The organism is Streptomyces sp. NPDC008092 (assembly GCF_042957285.1).
Classification (GTDB): Bacteria; Actinomycetota; Actinomycetes; order Streptomycetales; family Streptomycetaceae; genus Streptomyces.
On record NZ_JBIBHY010000017.1, the window covers coordinates 141,314 to 159,441 of the forward strand.

Consider the following 18,128-nt stretch of genomic DNA (forward strand, 5'->3'; position numbering starts at 1 on the left):
CCGGAGTGACAACGCTGCCGCGGCGGACGAGCGGCCCCCGCAGCGGGGGCTTTCGGGCCGGCGGGGGCTTTCAGGCCCCGGTCGGCAGTGCCGCGTCGATCACGATGGTCGCTGTCTCCCGGGCGACGGCACCCACCGACGGGTCGCGGTCCATCCGCGCGGACGCCACGGCCCCGTCGTAGAGCAGGTGCAGGCGGCGGCCGAGCGCCTCGGGATCCGGGGCGCCGGCGTCCCGGGCGAGGTCGGTGAACAGGGCCCGGATCCAGGCGCGGGAGATGTCGGAGGCCTCCTCGATGGTGCTGCCGTGCTTGGCCTCCGCGCTGGCCGCCATGAACGCGCACCCGTGGTAGTCCTGCTCGGCGAAGAGTTCGGTCTGCGCGTCGAAGACGGCCAGCAGCCGGTCCCGCGGGCTGCCGGCGGCGTCGACGGCGCGCCGCAACCGCTCGGTCAGCCTGGTGTGCCGGGAGTCGAGGTAGGCGCGGATGAGCTGTTCCTTGCCGCCGAAGGTGTTGTACAGCGAGGCCTTGGCGACCCCGGCGCGCTCGATGATCCGGTCGATCCCGACCGTCTGCACGCCCTCCGCGTAGAACAGTTCGTTCGCCGCCGAGAGCAGACGCTCCCTGGCGGTGGGGGCCTTGGCAGCGGGCAACGTCTTCGTCATGCCACTCACCTTCCCGACGCTTCCGGATTTCGAGTCTATTGCTGACCAGACCGGTCTACCCATGGTGGATCGGACCGGTCCGGTCGGTCATCGTGCCTGCGTGACGCCCTCGGGCTGCTCGGCCCGGACCGGTACCGGCTGCGGGCCGCCGGACGCCACCTTCACTCCCGGCGCGATCTGCGCCTTGCCGCGCAGCAGCAGGGCGGCCAGGGCCAGCAGCGCCAGGGCGATGACCACCGCGCCGTACTCCTCGGAGGTCGGCACCAGCCCGCCCCCGTGCACGACCAGCGCGCCGGCGGCGACCGAGGGGACGCCCATGCCGAGGTAGGAGACCACGAACAGCAGGGACAGCACGCCCGAGCTCTCGTGGGGCTTGGCGAGCGGCAGCACGGTGCGGATGCCGCCCTGGAAACCGCTGCCGAAACCGAGGCCGGCGACGGCCGTGCCGGCGAAGAACAGCGCCGGGGCGCTCAGGTCCACGGCGACCAGGGTCAGGGCGACCCCGGCGACGAGCGCGCCGATGCCGGTGTACATCACGGTCGTGGACTGCGCCTTGCGCAGCGCGAGGACCGAGGCGGCCGCGACGAACGCGAGGACGAAGAGGCCGAGGCCGCCCCAGACGGCGGAGGTGGAGCCGACCAGGGTGCGGACCAGGGCGGGGCCGAGGGAGCCGTAGAACCCGGCGAGGGCCCACACGGCGAAGATGACGGGTGCCGCGGCGAGGACCGCGCCCCGGACCGTGCGCGGCAGCTTGATCTCGGGCACCAGGCTGGCCAGCGCGCCCGGCACCCTGGTCACGGTCTCGTCGATCAGGGCGATGGCGACGGCCTGGGCGGCGAACACGACCAGCAGGCCGAGGTAGATGGCGTGGGTGGGGGCGGGCAGGTACTGCACGACGAAACCGCTGGCCAGCGAGCCCGTGGCGGTGCCGAGGCCGGGGGCGAAGGCGTTCGCCATGGTGCCGCGGGAACGGTTGATGTCCATCATCGCGGCCCCGACCGCGCCGAGCGCGGCGCCGGTGGACAGGCCCTGCACCACGCGGGCGGCGAGCAGTTCGCCGACGCCCCCGGCGGAGGAGAAGAGCAGCATCGCGGCGGCCTGTGCGGCGATCGCGGTGATCAGCACCGGGCGGCGGCCGACGTGGTCGGACAGCTTGCCGAGGACCAGCAGGCCGGAGAGGACCGCGATCGCGTAGACGCCGAAGACGATCGTCGTGGTGATCGGGGTGAATCCCCATTCGGCCTGGTAGGTCGCGTAGAGCGGGGTGGGTGCGCTGGAGGCGGCCAGGAAGGAGACGACGACGGAGGCGAGCACGTAGAACGCCGCGCGCGGCGGGATCGGCCTGCGCGCTGCCGTCGCGCGCCGGGTGCGCTCGGTTGGCTCGGTTCGCTCGTGCTGTGCGAGGTGGTTCATCGGAGATCCTTCGCGGGGACGGGGGCCGAAGAGCGCCGGTTCGGAGAGTGCATTGAGTAGACCAGTCTGTCTATCTGGCCTGATCAACCTCTTAGACAGGTCTGTCTATTCCGTCCTGCGAAGGTTTCTCGGAAATTTTTGCGGAGCCGCTGTCCTCACCCGTTCATGTGATGCCGTGACGGCCGGCCCCCGTGCTGTGATCCGATCATCTCAACGCGGTTGCATGGAGCGTCTTCACCGAGTGGGCGCCGTCAACCCCGAGTATGTGTACGACAGGCCGTGTGCCGATCGCATCGGGAGGACGCGTTGACCACTGAACCCCAGTCCGTGCCGGGAGCCGAACCACAGCCGGTGCTCGGGCCGTTGACCACCGCCGCGATCTTCCTGGTGCTCACCGTCCGCCCAGGCGGCGAGGAGGCGGCACGGGAGGTGCTGGGCGATGTCCGCGCGCTGCAGCGAAGCTTCGGGTTCGGGTCGCCGGACGGCGCGCTGAGCTGTGTGGCGGGGGTCGGCTCCGCCGCCTGGGACCGCCTGTTCGACCACGCCCGCCCCGCGGACCTGCATCCCTTCCGGCCGCTGGAAGGACCCCGGCACACCGCGGTCGCCACCCCCGGCGACCTGCTCTTCCACATCAGGGCCACCCGGTTCGACCTGTGCTTCGGGCTCGCCGCCGAGATCATGCACCGGCTGCGCGACGCGGTGACCGTCGAGGACGAGGTACCGGGCTTCAAGTACCTCGACGCCCGCGACCTGCTGGGCTTCGTCGACGGCACCGAGAACCCGGTCGGCGCCGCCGCCCGCAGGGCCGTCCTGATCGGCGCCGAGGACCCCGGCCACGCCGGCGGCAGCTACGTGGTCGTACAGAAGTACCTGCACGACCTCGACGCGTGGAACGCGCTGCCCGTCGAGACGCAGGAGCGGATCATCGGCCGTACCAAGGCCACCAACCTCGAACTGGAGGAGCCGGCCTCCCACGTGGACCTGAACACGATCACCGGACCGGACGGCGCGGAACGGCAGATCCTGCGGGACAACATGCCCTTCGGCAGCCCCGGCGGGGGCGAGTTCGGCACCTACTTCATCGGCTACGCCCGGACGCCGGACGTCATCGAGCAGATGCTGGGCAACATGTTCCTCGGCACCGAGGACGCCACCCACGACCGGATCCTCGACTTCTCCACCGCGGTCACCGGCACGCTCTTCTTCGTGCCGTCCGACGACTTCCTGGACGACCTGCCCGCGCTCCCCGGAGCCGGCGAGAAAGGACGGTGAGGCCGATGTCCGCGCATGTGATCGTGCTGCCGGGCGGCGGCTACGTGCAGTACGCCGAGCACGAGGCCGAGCCGGTGGCCGAGTGGCTCACCGGGCTGGGGCTGGGCATCGAGGCGAGTGTCTTCCGGTACCCCCTCGGGGTCCGGCATCCGGCGCCCCTCGAAGCGCTGCGCGCCGAGATCCGGCGCCTGCGTGCCGCGGGGGCCGACCGGATCGGGCTCGTGGGGTTCTCGGCGGGCGGGCACCTCGCGGGGCTGGCCGCCCTGGCGGCGGACGGCGACGTGCGGTCCGCGGTGCAGTTCGCCGTGCTCGGCTACGCGATCACCTCGATGGAGACCGAGACCTACCGGCCGTCCCGGATCGTCCTGCTGGGCGAGGACGCCTCGCCGGAGCTGCGCCGGGCCACCTCGCTCGACGCACTGGTGACCCCGTCGGCGCCCCCGTTCTTCCTCTGGCACACGGCCGAGGACCCGTACGTGTGGCCCGAGCACACCTACCGCCTGGCGACGGCCCTGGCCGCCCACGACGTGCCCCACACGGTGCACGTCTACCCGCACGGCCCGCACAGCCTGGGCCTCGCCCACGGCGCGGGAGAGGCCTCGGCCTGGACCCGCTCGGCGGCGTCCTGGCTCGCCGAGCAGACCGCCCCCGCCACCTCGCCGGGACGCCGCTGAGATGACGACGAGCCCGTATCCGGTCGTGCTCGACCTCGCCGGCGTCACCGACAAGGCCGCACTCATGGACCGGACCGCCTCCGCCCTGGACCTGCCCGACTGGTTCGGGCGCAACTGGGACGCGCTCACCGACAGCCTCCGCGACCCCTCGGTGTGGCCGCCGGAGGCCGTCGACCGCGGACTCCTGATCGTCGTCACCGGCTGGCAGGGGTACGCGCGGAGCAGACCGGACGAGTGGGAGACCGCCCGGCAGGCGTTCGCCGACGCGTCCGCCGACGAACCCGCGCTGACCGTCGCCCTCGCCCTTCGGTGAACCCGGCCCTCGCCCCTGTAGGTTCGTCCAAACAGGCTCTGACCTGCCTGGACGTTCGTCCCGGGCATGGCGCGCCGGTCGGCATGGGAGAATGAAGTACGTGCTTTTCCCTCTGGCCGGCCGGTCCGGGGGTCACCTCTGATCGACCGGGATGTGCGGCACGTGCGATTCCTCAATGACATCCAGCCCGCGTACGACCTGACGTACGACGACGTCTTCATGGTGCCGAGCCGATCCGCGGTCGGCTCGCGTCAGGGCGTGGACCTCGGCTCGCCGGACGGCACGGGCACCACCATCCCGCTGGTCGTCGCCAACATGACCGCGATCGCGGGCCGGCGGATGGCCGAGACGGTGGCCCGCCGGGGCGGACTCGTCGTGATCCCGCAGGACATCCCGATCGACGTGGTCACCGACGTCATCACCTGGGTCAAGAGCCGCCACCTGGTCCTCGACACCCCGATCGTGCTGGCCCCGCACCAGACCGTCGCCGACGCGCTGGCCCTGCTGCCGAAGCGGGCGCACAACGCGGGTGTCGTAGTCGACGAGGACGGCCGCCCCGTCGGCGTCGTCACCGACCGGGACCTCACCGGCGTCGACCGCTTCACCCAGCTCGCCGAGGTCATGTCCCGCGACCTGCTGCTGCTCGACGCGGACATCGACCCCCGCGAGGCCTTCAACAAGCTGGACGGCGCCAACCGCCGCTACGCCCCGGCGGTCGACCGGGACGGCAAGCTCGCCGGCATCCTCACCCGCAAGGGAGCCCTGCGCGCCACCCTGTACACCCCGGCGACCGACGCGCACGGCCGGCTGCGCATCGCCGCCGCCGTAGGCATCAACGGGGACTTCGCGGACAAGGCCAAGCAGCTGCTCGACGCGGGTGTGGACACGCTCGTCATCGACACCGCGCACGGCCACCAAGAGTCGATGATCAACGCGATCAGGCTGGTCCGCGGCCTCGACCCGCAGGTCCCGATCGCGGCCGGCAACATCGTCTCCGCGGAAGGGGTCAAGGACCTCGTCGACGCGGGCGCGGACATCATCAAGGTCGGCGTGGGCCCCGGCGCCATGTGCACCACCCGCATGATGACCGGCGTCGGCCGCCCGCAGTTCTCCGCGGTCCTGGAGTGCGCCGCCGAGGCGCGCACGTACGGCAAGCACGTCTGGGCTGACGGCGGTGTCCGGCACCCCCGCGACGTCGCCATGGCGCTGGCCGCCGGTGCGTCCAACGTGATGGTCGGCTCCTGGTTCGCGGGCACCTACGAGTCGCCGGGCGACCTGCAGCAGGACGCCGACGGGCGGCTGTACAAGGAGTCCTTCGGCATGGCCTCCGCGCGGGCGGTGCGCAACCGCACGTCGGACGAGTCGGCCTACGACCGGGCCCGCAAGGCGCTCTTCGAGGAGGGCATCTCCACGTCCCGGATGTTCCTGGACCCGGCCCGGCCGGGCGTGGAGGACCTGATCGACTCGATCATCGCGGGCGTGCGGTCGTCGTGCACCTATGCCGGTGCCGGCTCGCTGGAGGAGTTCGCGGAGAAGGCCATCGTCGGGATCCAGAGTGCGGCGGGGTACGCGGAGGGGAAGCCGCTGCACGCCAGTTGGAGCTAGGCGCTGCGCCGGGGGTGTCCCCGGCGCCCCTGACGGGCTCGCAGGCCGTGCTGTCCGGATGACCGTCGGGCTCGTGTTCTACTTCGTATACGGCTACTGCCGGTCCCGCCCTGCACCATCTGAGAGCTGAACGACCCCTTGCTGAACGATCTCGACGAACGCATCGTGCACGCCCTCGCCGAGGACGCCCGCCGCTCCTACGCGGACATCGGGCAACTGGTCGGCCTGTCGGCGCCCGCCGTCAAACGGCGCGTGGACCGGCTGCGCGCCACCGGGGCGATCACCGGATTCACCGTACGGGTCGACCCGGCGGCCCTCGGCTGGGAGACCGAGGGGTTCGTCGAGATCTACTGCCGCCGCAACACGTCCCCGGAGACCATCCAGCGGGGCCTGGAGCGGTACCAGGAGGTGGTGGCCGCGTCGACGGTCACCGGCGAGGCCGACGCGGTCGTGCAGGTCTTCGCCTCCGACATGCGGCACTTCGAGAGGGTGCTGGAGCGGATCGCGGGGGAGCCGTTCGTGGAGCGGACCAAGTCGGTGCTGGTGCTGTCCCCGCTGCTGCGGCGCTTCTCGTCGGGCGCGCCGGGCTGAGCCGGACGCCCCGCTGCGGTGTCTGCGGTGTCTCCGGCGGGGCTGCCGGGGCGTTCGCCGGCCGCGGCGCTCGCCGACGGCTCCCTGCGCGAGGTCGAGGTCGCCTGGTCCGACCCCTACGGCCGGGGGCAGGGCAGGCGGATACCCGCGGCCCGCTACCCCGAGGCCGCCGCCGGCCGCGGCTACCCGGACGCCTGCGCCGTACCGGACCCGGCCCCCCACCGGCCGCTGCCCTGGCGGCCGGGGCGGGGCAGGTGCTGTCCGACGTGCACGGCCGCGACGGCGCGCTCTCGGCCACCTCGCCCCGTGCGGTACTGCGCCGGGTCCTGGACCACCTGGCCGGGCTCGGGTACGACGTCCGGGCCGCCCTGGAGCTGGAGTTCTGCCTGCTGTGTCCGGACGGCAGCCCGCTGCCGCAGGGCCTGCACGCCTACTCGCCGGAGCCGGCGAACGGACTCGACCTGCTGCTGGACGCCGCGGTCGAGGAGGTGCTGCGCTGGACCACCCCGCTGCACCACTTCCGCCGTACCGCGAGCCGGGACACCGAGCTGCGCGGCTGCCGGATCCGGGCGGGGGGAGAAGGCCGTGGTCTGCTACACCTCGGCCGACCGGGACGAGGAGGTCTTCGCCGACCTCCACCGCTTCGACGTCAGCCGTGACCCCGACCCGCACATCGCCTTCGGCCGCGGCGGCCCGCACCGCTGCCCGGGCGAGCGCCTGGCCCGGGTGGAGATCCGGGTGGTGTTCGAGGAACTCCTGGCGCACGGGGTGACCCTGCACGCCGACGGGCCCGTCCGCCGGGTGCGCTCCAGCTTCACCAACGGCCTCAAGTCCCTTCCGGTGCAGGTGCGGCGGCACGCGTGAGCCGGGTCCCCCGTGCTCCGCGGTCCCGGGCCGCCCCTACTCCGCGGTCTTCCTGGCCAGGGCGTTGTTGCCGATGGAGTTGTGCACGCTGAAGCTCACCGCGTCCGAGCGGTAGCGGTCGTCCGACCACTCCACCGGCCGGCCCTCCCGCGTCGTCGTCACGCGCCGCACCCGCAGCAGCGGGCTCGTGCGGCGGATGCCGAGCAGCTCCGCGTCCTGCGCCCCGGCCGCCACCGCGTCGATCACGTGCTCGCCGTACGCGAAGACCAACCCGGTCTCCTCGTACAGCCGTTGGGTGACGGACGGGCACTCGGGCTCTATCGCCTCGACCGCCGGGGAGATCCAGTCCGCGTACACCGTCCGCTCCAGCAACACCGGCTCGCCGTCCAGGCCGCGCACCCGGAGCACGTGCAACACCGGTGTCCCCGCGGGGAGTTGCAGGCGGACGGCGTCCTCCTGCGCGGCGGGGCGGTACTCCTGGGAGACCACGTGGCCGGTCGCCTCGCGGCCCATCGCCTTCGCCCACTGCGCGAAGCTGCGCAGCTCCGCGAAGCTCTGGCTGCGGCGGCTGGCCAGGACCACCCGGCGGGCGCCCTGGCGGGAGCCGATCAGTCCCTCGGAGGTGAGCGCGGCGACCGCCTGGCGGACCGTGCCGCGGGAGACGCCGTACTCGGCGGCGAGTTCGGTCTCCGAGGGCAGCCGGCTGCCGACGGTGTACTCCTCGCGGTCGATGGCGCGCCGCAGCTCGTCGGCGATCTCCTCGTGTCGCGCCGTCATGCTTCCCCTCTGAGTAGGCGGCTGTGCACAGCGTGACCAGGGTAATCGACGCTCCTGGGTGATTCGTGTCAGCCCCGAACCGGCCAGGACTGTGCAGGGAATTGGGGTCCATGGTTTATGCGGTGTTCACATTCCCGACACCCGCGCCGGGCGTACTGGGGCCAACTTGTTCAGACAAGTTCGTCCGGCGCCGGCCACAGCGCCACCCACCCTCGTGTGTACTCCTGGAGAGACCGTGACCGTGTCCCTGCCGAGAACCGCCCTCCTCGGCGGCTCCCTCGCCGCCGTAGCCGCGCTTGCCCTCAGCGCCTGCGGCGCCGCCCCCGACAACACGTCGTCCACCACCTCCGACGGCAAGAACGCCGCCACCGCCACCTCCGCCGCCGACTTCGGCGGCATGGACAAGCTGGTCGCCGCCGCCAAGAAGGAGGGCACGCTGCACATCATCGCGGTGCCCCGCGACTGGGCGAACTACGGCGCCATCATCGACGGCTTCAAGAAGAAGTACGGCATCAAGATCGAGGACGAGAGCCCCGACGGCTCCAGCCAGGACGAGATCACCGCGGTGACCTCGCGCAAGGGCCAGGACCGCGCGCCGGACGTGCTCGACCTCGGCTCCTCCTTCGCGCTCAGCGCCGCCCAGCAGGGGCTGCTCGCGCCGTACAAGGTGACCTCGTACTCCGACATCCCCACGGGCCAGGCGGACCCGCAGGCCCGCTGGTACAACGACTACGGCGGCTACATCTCCATCGGCTGCGACGCGAAGCGGGTCAAGACCTGCCCGACCACCTTCGCCGACCTGCTCAAGCCGGAGTACAAGGGCCAGGTCGCCCTCAACGGCAACCCGACCAAGTCCGGTTCGGCGTTCGGCGGCGTCTACGCGGCCGCGCTCGCCAACAAGGGCTCCTTCGACGACATCCAGCCCGGCCTCGACTTCTTCGCCAAGCTGAAGAAGAACGGCAACTACACGCCCGTCGAGTCCACCCCGGCCACCGTCGAGAAGGGCGAGACGCCCATCTCCATCGACTGGGACTACCTGAACGCCGGTTACGCCGACGAGTTCAAGTCCAAGGGCGTCGACTGGAAGGTCACCATCCCGAGCGACGGGCAGTACGCCCAGTACTACTCGCAGGCCATCAACAAGGACGCCCCGCACCCGGCGGCCGCCCGCCTGTGGCAGGAGTACCTGTACAGCACCGAGGGCCAGAACCTGTGGCTCAAGGGCTACGCCCGCCCGGTCCTGATGACCTCCATGGACAAGGCCGGCACGCTGGACAAGACCGCCGCCGCCAAGCTCCCCGCGGTCACCGGCACGCCGGCCTTCCCGACCGAGGCCCAGCAGGACAAGGCCAAGACGGTCCTCGCGACGGGCTGGTCGAAGGCCGTCTCCGGATGACGGCCACGCTCACGCGGGCCGACGTGGCGTCCGCCGCTTCCCAGAAGCGGCGGCGCCGCGCCCCCGGCTGGCTCGCCGTCGTCCCGCTCCTCGTCTTCACCGCCGTCGCCTTCGGGCTGCCGGCCATCGCCATGCTGAACGGCGCCTTCACCGTCAAGGACCCGACGAGCGGGGTGTCCTCGTACACCGGGCGGAACCTCACGGACTCCCTCCAGGGGCCCTACCTCACCGCCCTCGTCGGCAGCGTCAAGCTGTCCGCGCTCTCCGCCCTCATCGCCGCCGTCCTCGGCCTGCCGCTCGCGCAGGCCGTCGTCAGCTCGCGCTCCCGGGCGCTGCGCGAGGCCGTGCTCACGGCCTCCGGGGTGCTCGCCAACTTCGGCGGTGTGCCGCTGGCGTTCGCGTTCGTCGCGACCCTCGGCAACGCCGGTGTGCTGACCACACACCTGCACCTCACGGACCACGGCTGGAACCTCTACAGCTTCTGGGGCCTGGTCCTCGTCTACCTGTACTTCCTGATCCCGCTGATGGTCCTCACCATCACCCCGGCCCTGGACGGGCTGCGGACGCAGTGGCGGGAGGCGGCCCGCAACAACGGCGCCACCGGCGTGCAGTACTGGCGGTTCGTGGCCCTGCCGGTCCTCGCGCCCTCGCTGCTCGGCGGACTCGTGCTGCTCTTCGGCAGCGCCTTCGCCGCCTACGCCACCGCCGCCGCGATGGTCGGCAGCGCGGTCCCGCTGGTCACCCTCCAGATCGCCGACGCCATCTCCGGCAACGTCCTGGTCGGCCAGGAGAACGTGGCCCTCGCCCTGAGCCTGGACATGGTGCTGGTGGCCGGCGTGGTCATGGCCCTGTACCTGCCCCTGCAACGACGGAGCGCCCGATGGCTCGACGCCTGACCCCCTGGCGCTGGGCCGTCCTAGGCCTTGCCGCCCTCTACTTCCTGGTCCCGCTGGGCGCCTCCGTCGTCTTCACGGTCGACGTGCCCGGCCAGGGCGTCACCTTCGACGCCTACTCCCAGATCCTGTCCGCCGACGGCTTCCTCTCCAGCCTGGTGCTCTCGCTGGAACTGGCCGTCGCCACCATCGCCGTCGTGCTGCTGCTGATGGTGCCCGCCATGGTCGCCCTGCGGCTGAGCGCGCCCAGGCTGCGCCCGGTCGTCGAGATCCTCTGCTCGCTGCCGCTGGTGGTGCCGCCGATCGCGTTCGTCGCCGGCATCGCGACCGTGCTCAAGTGGGGCCCGGACTACCTCTCCAGGACCCCGCTGTTCGAGACCTTCGTCGCCATCCAGAACCCGACCTTCCCGGTCGTCCTGGTCCTCGCGTACGTCGTGATGGCGCTGCCCTTCGTCTACCGGGCGCTGGACGCCGGGCTGCGCGCGATCGACGTGCGCACCCTCGTCGAGGCCGCCCGCAGCTGCGGCGCCAACTGGCCGCAGGCCCTTGTCCGGGCCGTGCTGCCGAACCTCCGCGGGGCGCTGCTCAACGCGGCCTTCCTCACCCTGGCCCTGGTGCTGGGCGAGTTCACGGTCGCCTCGCTGCTGGGCTACCAGCCCTTCGCCGTGTGGATCTACAACGTCGGCGGCTCACAGGCCCAGATGTCCGTCGCCGTCTCCGTGCTCAGTCTCCTGGTGACCTGGGCCCTGCTCCTCGCGCTCGCCGGTGCCGGCGGCCGTGACCGAACCGCTTCCTCCCGGGGATGACACACCATGACCACCGCCACCCTTGAGAAGGCCGCGACCGTCGAGTTCCGGTCGCTGCGGCGCGAGTTCGGCGCCACCGTCGCCCTCGACGGACTCGACCTGACCGTGCAGCCGGGCGAGTTCCTGGCGCTGCTCGGCCCGTCCGGCTGCGGCAAGACCACCGCGCTGCGCATGCTCGCCGGCTTCGAACACCCCGACTCCGGCGCCGTCCTGGTGGACGGCGAGGACGTCACCCACGTCCCGGCGCACCGCCGTGACGCCGGGATGGTCTTCCAGTCGTACAGCCTCTTCCCGCATCTCAACGCCGTCGACAACGTGGCCTTCGGGCTGCGCATGCGCAAGGTGCGCACGTCCGAACGGCGTGCTCGCGCCGCCGAGTTGCTGGAGCTCGTCGGGCTCGGCGACAAGGGGGAGCGGTTCCCGCACCAGCTCTCCGGCGGCCAGCAGCAGCGCATCGCGCTCGCCCGCGCGCTCGCCCTGCGTCCCCGCGTGCTCCTCCTCGACGAGCCGCTGTCGGCCCTCGACGCCAAGGTCCGGCTGTCGCTCCGTGAGGAGATCCGCCGGCTCCAGCAGGAACTCGGCATCACCACCCTGTTCGTGACGCACGACCAGGAGGAGGCGCTGTCCATCGCCGACCGGGTCGCCGTGATGCGCGCCGGGCGGCTCGAACAGTGCGCCGAGCCCGCCGAGCTGTACGGCCGTCCGGCCACCGCCTTCGTCGCCGAGTTCGTCGGCACGATGAGCCGGATCCCGGGGACGGTCAAGGACGGCACGGTCGAGGTGCTCGGGCAGCGGCTGCCGGCCGACGGGCAGGCACCGGGCGCGGGCGAGGTCGACGTGCTCGTGCGTCCCGAGGCGGTCCAGGTGCGCGCGGACGGCGCCGGTACGGCCACCGTCGTCGCCACCGCCTTCCTGGGCGCGGTCGTCCGGGTCACCGTACGGCTCGCCGACGGCACCGAGGCCAAGGCCGACCTGCCCGCACACGACGCCGCCGAACTGGGTGCCGGATCCGCGGTGACCGTGTCCCTGCCCGAGCGGCCGGTGCTCGTGGCGCCACGCGTCCAGAAGTAACCCTTCCCGAAGTCCCGCCCCCCCCACGTGAGGAATGACTACAACGTGACCCCCCACCCACGACTCCCGCTCCAGGCCGTCCTGTTCGACATGGACGGAACGCTCGTCGACACCGAGCGACTGTGGTGGGAGGCGGTGGAACAGGTCGCCGGGCGGCCGCTCACCGAGGCCGACGAACCCGAGGTGCTCGGCCGGCCGGTGGAGCACACCGCCGGCTGGCTCGCCACGGCCACCGGCCGCCCGGCCGGGGTTCTGGCGGCCGGGCTGCACCGGGAGTTCGCGGACCGCGTCCGCACCGGCATCGTGCCCCGCCCCGGCGCCCTCGACCTGCTGGACGCGCTGGCCGCGGCCGGCGTTCCCACCGCCCTGGTCACCGCGTCCCCACGCGCGGTCGCCGACCTCGTCCTCGACGCCCTCGGCGCCGGCCGGTTCGCCGCCTCCGTCACCGCCGACGACACCGGCCGCACCAAGCCGGCCCCCGACCCGTACCTGGCCGCCTGCCGCGCCCTCGGCGTCGACCCGGCCGCCTGCGTCGCGGTCGAGGACACCGAGACCGGGGTCGCCTCCGCCGAGGCCGCCGGATGCGCCGTCCTGGCCGTGCCCTCGCTCGCCCCGATCGGCGGCGCGCCCGGCCGGACCGTCCGTGACACGCTGGTCGGGGTCACCCCGAAGGAGCTGAGCGAGATGGCCGCACCGGAACTCCGGGTGATGTCCTGGAACCTGTGGCTCGGCGGCGGCCGGATCGACGACCACCGCGCCAAGCAGGTCAAGGCGGTCATGGACGCGGGCGCGGACGTCGTCGGCCTCCAGGAGACCGCCGGGACCAGCGCGCGGGAACTCGCCGAGGCCCTCGGCTGGCACCACCACACGGCGGGCGAGAACCTCGGGATCATCAGCCGGTACCCGATCACCGTCCGCCTCGGCGACCCGGACGTCGGCTTCTACGGCGCCGCCGGGGTGCGGATCGCCGTCCGCCCCGGCCGCGAGGTGGAGATCTGGACCGCGCACCTGCACTACACGCCGTACGGGCCCTACGAGTTCCACTTCGACGGGCTCGGCGCCGACGAGCTGATCGCCCACGAGGAGGTGCGTCTCGGGCAGATGGAGGAGGCCCTGCGCCGGATCGGGGACGGAGGCGTGCCCGTGGTGCTGGTCGGGGACTTCAACTGCCCGTCCCACCTGGACTGGGCCGAGGTCGGCTGGCCGGTGACCAAGGCCGCCGAGGACGCCGGGTTCCGCGACTCCTACCGCGAGGCGCACCCCGACCCGGCCGCCGCGCCCGGCCACACCTGGTCGCCGATCCACCCCGTCCACGAGGACGGCAGCGGGCGGCCCGAACCGCAGGACCGGATCGACTACGTGCTGCACAGGGGGCTGCGCGTACTCGACTCCCGGACCTGGGTCACCGGCACCCCGGCGCCCTGGCCCGAAGTCGCGGGCAACGACTGGCCGTCCGACCACGCGGCCGTCGTCACCACGTTCGCCGTCGAGCCGTAACCAGGGGTTACCCGGGGCAACCATTGCGGTCGGGGTGACGATCCCGTAAGTTGTGCGGGCCTCCCCCCTTACTGACTGGTAACACCGGTAGGTAACCCATGCGCTGGCCCGGCCGTCCCACCACCGTCCGTGCGCGGATCGTGGCGCTCGCGCTCGCCCCGGCCGTCGCACTGACGGCCCTGTGGAGCTTCGCCATGGTGTCCGTCACCGCCGAGCTACGCGCGCTGATCCGGCTCCAGGGGGTGTACGACGACTTCGGCACCCCCGTCGACACCGCCGTCGGGCAGATCCAGATCGAACGGCGGCTGTCGGCGGCCTACCTGGGCGCCCGCCCGGACCCGGCGGCCGCCGCCGGCCTGCTCGCCCAGCAACGGCACACCGACCGGGCGGTGGACGCCATGCGGGAGGCGGTCCGGGACGGCGACCGCGGGCGCCTCAGCGACCGGCAGCGCGAGGCGCTCGACGCGATGGTCACCGCCACCGGCGGGCTGGAGAAGCTGCGCGGGCAGGTGCTGTCCCGGAAGATCACCTGGGACGGTGCCGTCGCCGGCTACAGCGCCCTGGTGGAGCCGGGCTTCGACGTCGAGTCCACCCTCACCGCGCTCCAGGCCGGACAGCTGGCCCGGGAGTCCCAGGTCGTCGTCGAGCTGGTGCGGGTCAGGGAGTTCGTCTCGCGCGAGGACGCCCTGGTCGCCGGGGCACGGGCGGCCGGCCGGCTCACCGACGCGCAGTACGGCACCCTCACCGCGACCATCGAGGACCGGCGGGTCTTCCAGCGGACCTACGTCCCCGACCTGCCGTCGGACTCCCGGGAACTGTTCGAGACGTTCCAGCGCGGCGCGCTGTACGGCTCGCTGACGCGCGGCGAGGACGCGCTGCTGCGGGCGGGCGCGGACCGGGCCGGTGCGGCCGTCGCCGCGGGCACCTGGCGGTCGACCACCGACCGGGCCGTCAGGCAGTACATGCTGCTGTGCACGCACTCCGCCGAGAACTCCGCCGCCCGTGGCCGGGCCTTCGCCTACCGGGAGCTGGCCAAGGCGGCCGTCGTCGGCGCGGTCGGGCTCGCGGCGGTGGGCCTGTCGCTGTGGTTCGCGGTCCGCGGGGCGCGCCGCATCTCGCGCCGCCTGGAGAACCTGCGGGACGCGGCCGACCTGCTGACCGCACGCCAGCTGCCCGCCCTGATGGAGCGGTTGAGCGCCGGTGAGGACGTGGACGCGGTCACCGAGGCGCCGCCGCTGGCCGCCGGGGAGGCCGGGAACGACGAGATCGGCGACGTCGGACGGTCGTTCAACCGGGCGCGGCTGGCCGCCGTCGAGGCCGCGGTCCGGCAGGCCACGCTGCGGCGGGGCCTGTTCGCGGTCCTCCTCAACATCGCCCGCCGCAACCAGGCGCTCGTCCACCGCCAGCTGAAACTCGTCGACACCCTGGAACGGCGCACCGACGACCCCGCCGTCCTCGGCGAACTGTTCCGCATCGACCACCTCACCACCCGGATGCGCCGGCACGCGGAGAGCCTGATCATCCTCTCCGGCGCGACCCCCGGACGGCGCTGGCGGCGGCCCGTGCCGATCGCCGACGTGGTGTCCTCGGCGGTCGGCGAGATCGAGGACTACCCGCGGGTCGTGGTGCCGCCGATGCCCGAGGTGGGCGTGGCGGCGGACGCGGTCGCCGATGTCGTGCACCTGCTCGCCGAGCTGCTGGAGAACGCCACGGTGTTCTCGCCGCCGCACACCCAGGTGACCCTGCGCAGCGGCCGGGTCGGCCACGGCTTCACCCTGGAGATCGACGACCGGGGCCTCGGCCTCGACGCGGACCAGCTCTCCGGGGCCCGCCGCACCCTCACCGACCCCGACGCCTTCGACCCGACCCGCCACGACCGCCTCGGCCTCTACGTCGTGGGCCGCCTGGCCGCCCGGCACGGCATCGAGGTGACCCTGCGGGGGTCGCCGTACGGGGGGACGACGGCGGTGGTGCTGCTGCCGGGCGCGGTGCTGGCCGAGGTGGAGCCGGAGGGCGCCCGGCGGGACGGCGAACGCGGCGGACGGCCGTCGTCCGCGGCGGACGGAGGGCGATCGCCGTCGGCGGCGGAGCCGGCGCGAACGTCGTCCGCGGAGGAACGCGGAGGCAGGCCCGCGTCGGCGGTCGGTGTGCTCTCGCCGTCCGGGCCGGGCCGGTCCCGGACCTCCGCCCCCGGCACGGAACCTCCGCCCCCGGCCCTGCCCACCCGTACCCGCCAGGCCTCCCTCGCCCCCGGACTGCGCACCGAGCAGGCCCCCGGCGAGGCACGTGACCTGGACGCCGACGAGATGCGGGCGGTCTTCGGAGCCTTCCAGCGCGGCCTGGACCGAGGACGCCGAGGACTGCCGACCGGCCCCGAGGAGCCGAACCACACCGAGAAAGGGACCCGTGCCGACGATGACCAGTGACGACCAGCAGCCCCAGCCGCCCGGCACCACGGCCGCCCCCGGCTCCGGCACCACGGCCGCCCCCGGCTCCGGCACCACGGCCGCCCCCGGCTCCGAGCCCGGCGCCCGGCCCGGCAGCGACCTCGGCTGGCTGCTCGACGATCTCGTCGCCCGGACCGACCACGTCCGGCAGGCCGTGCTGCTCACCGCGGACGGGCTGCCGCTCAGCCACTCCGACGGGATGCGGCGGCGCGACATCGAGCACCTCGCGGCCGTCTGCTCCGGCTTCCACAGCCTGGCCCGCTCGGCGGGCGACCGGTTCGGCGCAGGCGAGGTGCGGCAGACCATGGTGATGCTCGACGAGGCCTACCTCTTCGTCACCCCGGCCGGGCACGGCAGCCGGCTCGCCGTCCTCAGCGACGTCCGCACCGACGTCGGCCAGCTCGCCCACGAGATGGCCCTGCTCGTCCGCCGCCTCGGCCGGCACCTCGACGCCGCCGCCCGCTCGACCCCCTGACCCTGCGGTGAGCGACGAGCACTGGTACGAGGACGAGACCGGCTCCCTGGTCCGCCCCTACACCGTGACCCGGGGCCGTACCGAGCCCGCCGGCAAGCACACCATCGACCTGATGTCCCAGGTCACAGCCGTGGACATGGGGGCGGACGCGGGCCGGCCGGCGGTCGACCATGCCCGCGCCGCGCTGCTCGCCCTGGTGCGCCGCGGGGCCCGCCCCGTCGTCGAGCTCGCCGCGGACGCCGACCTGCCGCTCACGGTCGTACGGGTGCTGCTCGCCGATCTCGCCGAGGACGGACTGGTCGCCATCGAGGAGCCGCGCCGCCTGGCACCGGCCGGGTCCGCCGCCGACCCCGAGCTGCTGAAGGTGATCGTGGAGCGGCTGCGCGAGCTGTGACCCCGCGCAACGAATCGCCACCGGACCCCCGTCTCACGCAACGAACCGCGCGGCCACGCGCAACGGCTCCTCCTTGTCCGGTCCGGCCCGCCGACCGTACGGTCTAACTGACCCCAGACCTCCTTCCGTACCCGGTGAGGACCCGCATGCGCACCGCCCTGCTCCAGAGCTCCGGCCGACCCGGCTCCACCGTCGAGAACCTCAAGGTGCTCGACGAGGCCGCCGGCCGGGCCGCCGCCGCGGGCGCCGCGCTGCTCGTCGCCCCCGAGATGTTCCTCAGCGGCTACGCGATCGGCGACGACATCGCCCGCCTCGCCGAGCCCGCCGACGGCGACAGCGCGGACGCCGTCGCCGAGCTGGCCCACCGGCACGGCCTGGCGATCACCTACGGCTACCCGGAGCGCGACGGCGACCGGGTCCACAACTCCGCCCAGCTGATCTCCGCGGACGGCACCCGGCTCGCGAACTACCGCAAGTCCCACCTCTTCGGCGGCTTCGAGCGGGACCACTTCACCCCGGGCGACCAGCCCGTCGTCCAGGCGGAGCTGAACGGCCTCACCGTCGGCATCATGATCTGCTACGACGTGGAGTTCCCCGAGCTGGTCCGCGCCCACGCCCTGGCCGGCACCGACCTGCTGCTCGTCCCGACGGCGAACATGCACCCGTTCGAGATCGTCGCCGAGTCCCTGGTCCCGGTGCGGGCCTGGGAGAACCAGATGTACGTCGCCTACGCCAACCGCGTGGGCCCGGAAGGCGAGTTCGAGTTCTTCGGGCTCTCCGCGCTGGCCGGACCCGACGGGGTCGCCCGCGCCCGGGCCGGCCGCGGCGAGGAGCTGGTCCTCGCCGACGTCGACCCGGCCCTCCTCGCCGCCTCCCGGGAGGCGAACCCATACCTGAAGGACCGCCGCCCCGGCCTCTACGGGTCCCTGGCCTGACCTCCCCCGCTCCTCCTCACCCCCTTTCGCTTTTCGCAAGGAGT

Annotated in this window: 19 protein-coding genes; 16 read left to right on the forward strand and 3 right to left on the reverse strand. The window is 73.1% G+C overall.

What is annotated here, in order from left to right; genetic code table 11:
• Positions 1-70: 70 nt before the first annotated feature.
• The gene (locus ACFZB3_RS41350) at positions 71-661 is read right to left on the reverse strand and encodes a TetR family transcriptional regulator (protein WP_391386494.1); all 591 of its coding nucleotides are present in this window, start codon (positions 659-661) and stop codon (positions 71-73) included.
• An 87-nt stretch (positions 662-748) separates the two neighbouring features.
• Entirely contained in the window at positions 749-2,074 is a 1,326-nt protein-coding gene (locus ACFZB3_RS41355) for an MFS transporter (protein ID WP_391386497.1), read from the reverse strand.
• A gap of 306 nt (positions 2,075-2,380) precedes the next feature.
• On the opposite strand from ACFZB3_RS41355, the gene ACFZB3_RS41360 reads away from it, so the two are divergent.
• The 7 genes from ACFZB3_RS41360 (at position 2,381) to ACFZB3_RS41390 (ending at position 7,393) form a co-directional block, all read left to right on the forward strand.
• Positions 2,381-3,346, forward strand: a complete 966-nt coding sequence (locus ACFZB3_RS41360; RefSeq protein WP_391386500.1) for a Dyp-type peroxidase — start codon at positions 2,381-2,383, stop codon at positions 3,344-3,346.
• Between the two features lie 5 nt (positions 3,347-3,351).
• Positions 3,352-4,020 carry a prolyl oligopeptidase family serine peptidase gene (locus tag ACFZB3_RS41365; RefSeq protein WP_391386503.1) on the forward strand — a complete coding sequence of 223 codons (669 nt, stop codon included), beginning with the start codon at positions 3,352-3,354 and terminating at the stop codon, positions 4,018-4,020.
• 1 nt (position 4,021) lies between these two features.
• The gene (locus ACFZB3_RS41370) at positions 4,022-4,333 is read left to right on the forward strand and encodes a barstar family protein (protein ID WP_391386507.1); all 312 of its coding nucleotides are present in this window, start codon (positions 4,022-4,024) and stop codon (positions 4,331-4,333) included.
• A 162-nt stretch (positions 4,334-4,495) separates the two neighbouring features.
• Positions 4,496-5,938, forward strand: a complete 1,443-nt coding sequence (locus ACFZB3_RS41375; protein ID WP_391386510.1) for a GuaB1 family IMP dehydrogenase-related protein — start codon at positions 4,496-4,498, stop codon at positions 5,936-5,938.
• A gap of 138 nt (positions 5,939-6,076) precedes the next feature.
• Positions 6,077-6,529, forward strand: coding sequence for an Lrp/AsnC family transcriptional regulator (locus ACFZB3_RS41380; RefSeq protein WP_046726552.1), 453 nt, complete (start codon positions 6,077-6,079; stop codon positions 6,527-6,529).
• A gap of 254 nt (positions 6,530-6,783) precedes the next feature.
• Positions 6,784-7,188, forward strand: coding sequence for a hypothetical protein (locus ACFZB3_RS41385; RefSeq protein ID WP_391386513.1), 405 nt, complete (start codon positions 6,784-6,786; stop codon positions 7,186-7,188).
• A complete protein-coding gene (locus ACFZB3_RS41390) occupies positions 7,115-7,393 on the forward strand; it encodes a cytochrome P450 (protein ID WP_391386516.1) in 279 nt (92 codons plus the stop codon). The genes ACFZB3_RS41385 and ACFZB3_RS41390 overlap by 74 nt, the downstream gene beginning before the upstream one ends.
• Positions 7,394-7,429: 36 nt before the next feature.
• On the opposite strand, the gene ACFZB3_RS41395 is transcribed toward ACFZB3_RS41390, so the two are convergent.
• Entirely contained in the window at positions 7,430-8,170 is a 741-nt protein-coding gene (locus ACFZB3_RS41395) for a UTRA domain-containing protein (RefSeq protein WP_391386519.1), read from the reverse strand.
• A gap of 235 nt (positions 8,171-8,405) precedes the next feature.
• Here ACFZB3_RS41395 and ACFZB3_RS41400 point away from each other — a divergent pair, with 235 nt between their 5' ends.
• The 9 genes from ACFZB3_RS41400 to ACFZB3_RS41440 all read left to right on the forward strand — a co-directional run bounded on the left by ACFZB3_RS41400 (position 8,406) and on the right by ACFZB3_RS41440 (position 18,084).
• The gene (locus ACFZB3_RS41400) at positions 8,406-9,566 is read left to right on the forward strand and encodes an extracellular solute-binding protein (protein WP_391386523.1); all 1,161 of its coding nucleotides are present in this window, start codon (positions 8,406-8,408) and stop codon (positions 9,564-9,566) included.
• A complete protein-coding gene (locus tag ACFZB3_RS41405; protein ID WP_391386525.1) occupies positions 9,563-10,462 on the forward strand; it encodes an ABC transporter permease subunit in 900 nt (299 codons plus the stop codon). Before ACFZB3_RS41400 ends, ACFZB3_RS41405 begins: the two co-directional genes overlap by 4 nt.
• The gene (locus tag ACFZB3_RS41410; RefSeq protein ID WP_391386529.1) at positions 10,447-11,265 is read left to right on the forward strand and encodes an ABC transporter permease subunit; all 819 of its coding nucleotides are present in this window, start codon (positions 10,447-10,449) and stop codon (positions 11,263-11,265) included. The genes ACFZB3_RS41405 and ACFZB3_RS41410 overlap by 16 nt, the downstream gene beginning before the upstream one ends.
• Positions 11,266-11,271: 6 nt before the next feature.
• Positions 11,272-12,336: an ATP-binding cassette domain-containing protein gene (locus tag ACFZB3_RS41415; protein ID WP_391386533.1), complete on the forward strand. Its 1,065-nt coding sequence runs from the start codon at positions 11,272-11,274 to the stop codon at positions 12,334-12,336.
• 45 nt (positions 12,337-12,381) lie between these two features.
• Positions 12,382-13,833, forward strand: a complete 1,452-nt coding sequence (locus ACFZB3_RS41420; protein WP_391386536.1) for an HAD-IA family hydrolase — start codon at positions 12,382-12,384, stop codon at positions 13,831-13,833.
• Between the two features lie 98 nt (positions 13,834-13,931).
• Positions 13,932-16,259 (forward strand): nitrate- and nitrite sensing domain-containing protein, encoded by a 2,328-nt coding sequence (locus tag ACFZB3_RS41425; RefSeq protein WP_391386539.1) that lies wholly within the window; start codon positions 13,932-13,934, stop codon positions 16,257-16,259.
• Positions 16,249-16,755: a roadblock/LC7 domain-containing protein gene (locus tag ACFZB3_RS41430; protein ID WP_391386542.1), complete on the forward strand. Its 507-nt coding sequence runs from the start codon at positions 16,249-16,251 to the stop codon at positions 16,753-16,755. Before ACFZB3_RS41425 ends, ACFZB3_RS41430 begins: the two co-directional genes overlap by 11 nt.
• A gap of 7 nt (positions 16,756-16,762) precedes the next feature.
• Complete coding sequence (locus tag ACFZB3_RS41435; protein ID WP_391386546.1) at positions 16,763-17,149, forward strand: DUF742 domain-containing protein; 387 nt, start codon at positions 16,763-16,765, stop codon at positions 17,147-17,149.
• Between the two features lie 146 nt (positions 17,150-17,295).
• Entirely contained in the window at positions 17,296-18,084 is a 789-nt protein-coding gene (locus ACFZB3_RS41440) for a nitrilase-related carbon-nitrogen hydrolase (RefSeq protein ID WP_391386549.1), read from the forward strand.
• The last annotated feature ends 44 nt before the right edge of the window (positions 18,085-18,128 follow it).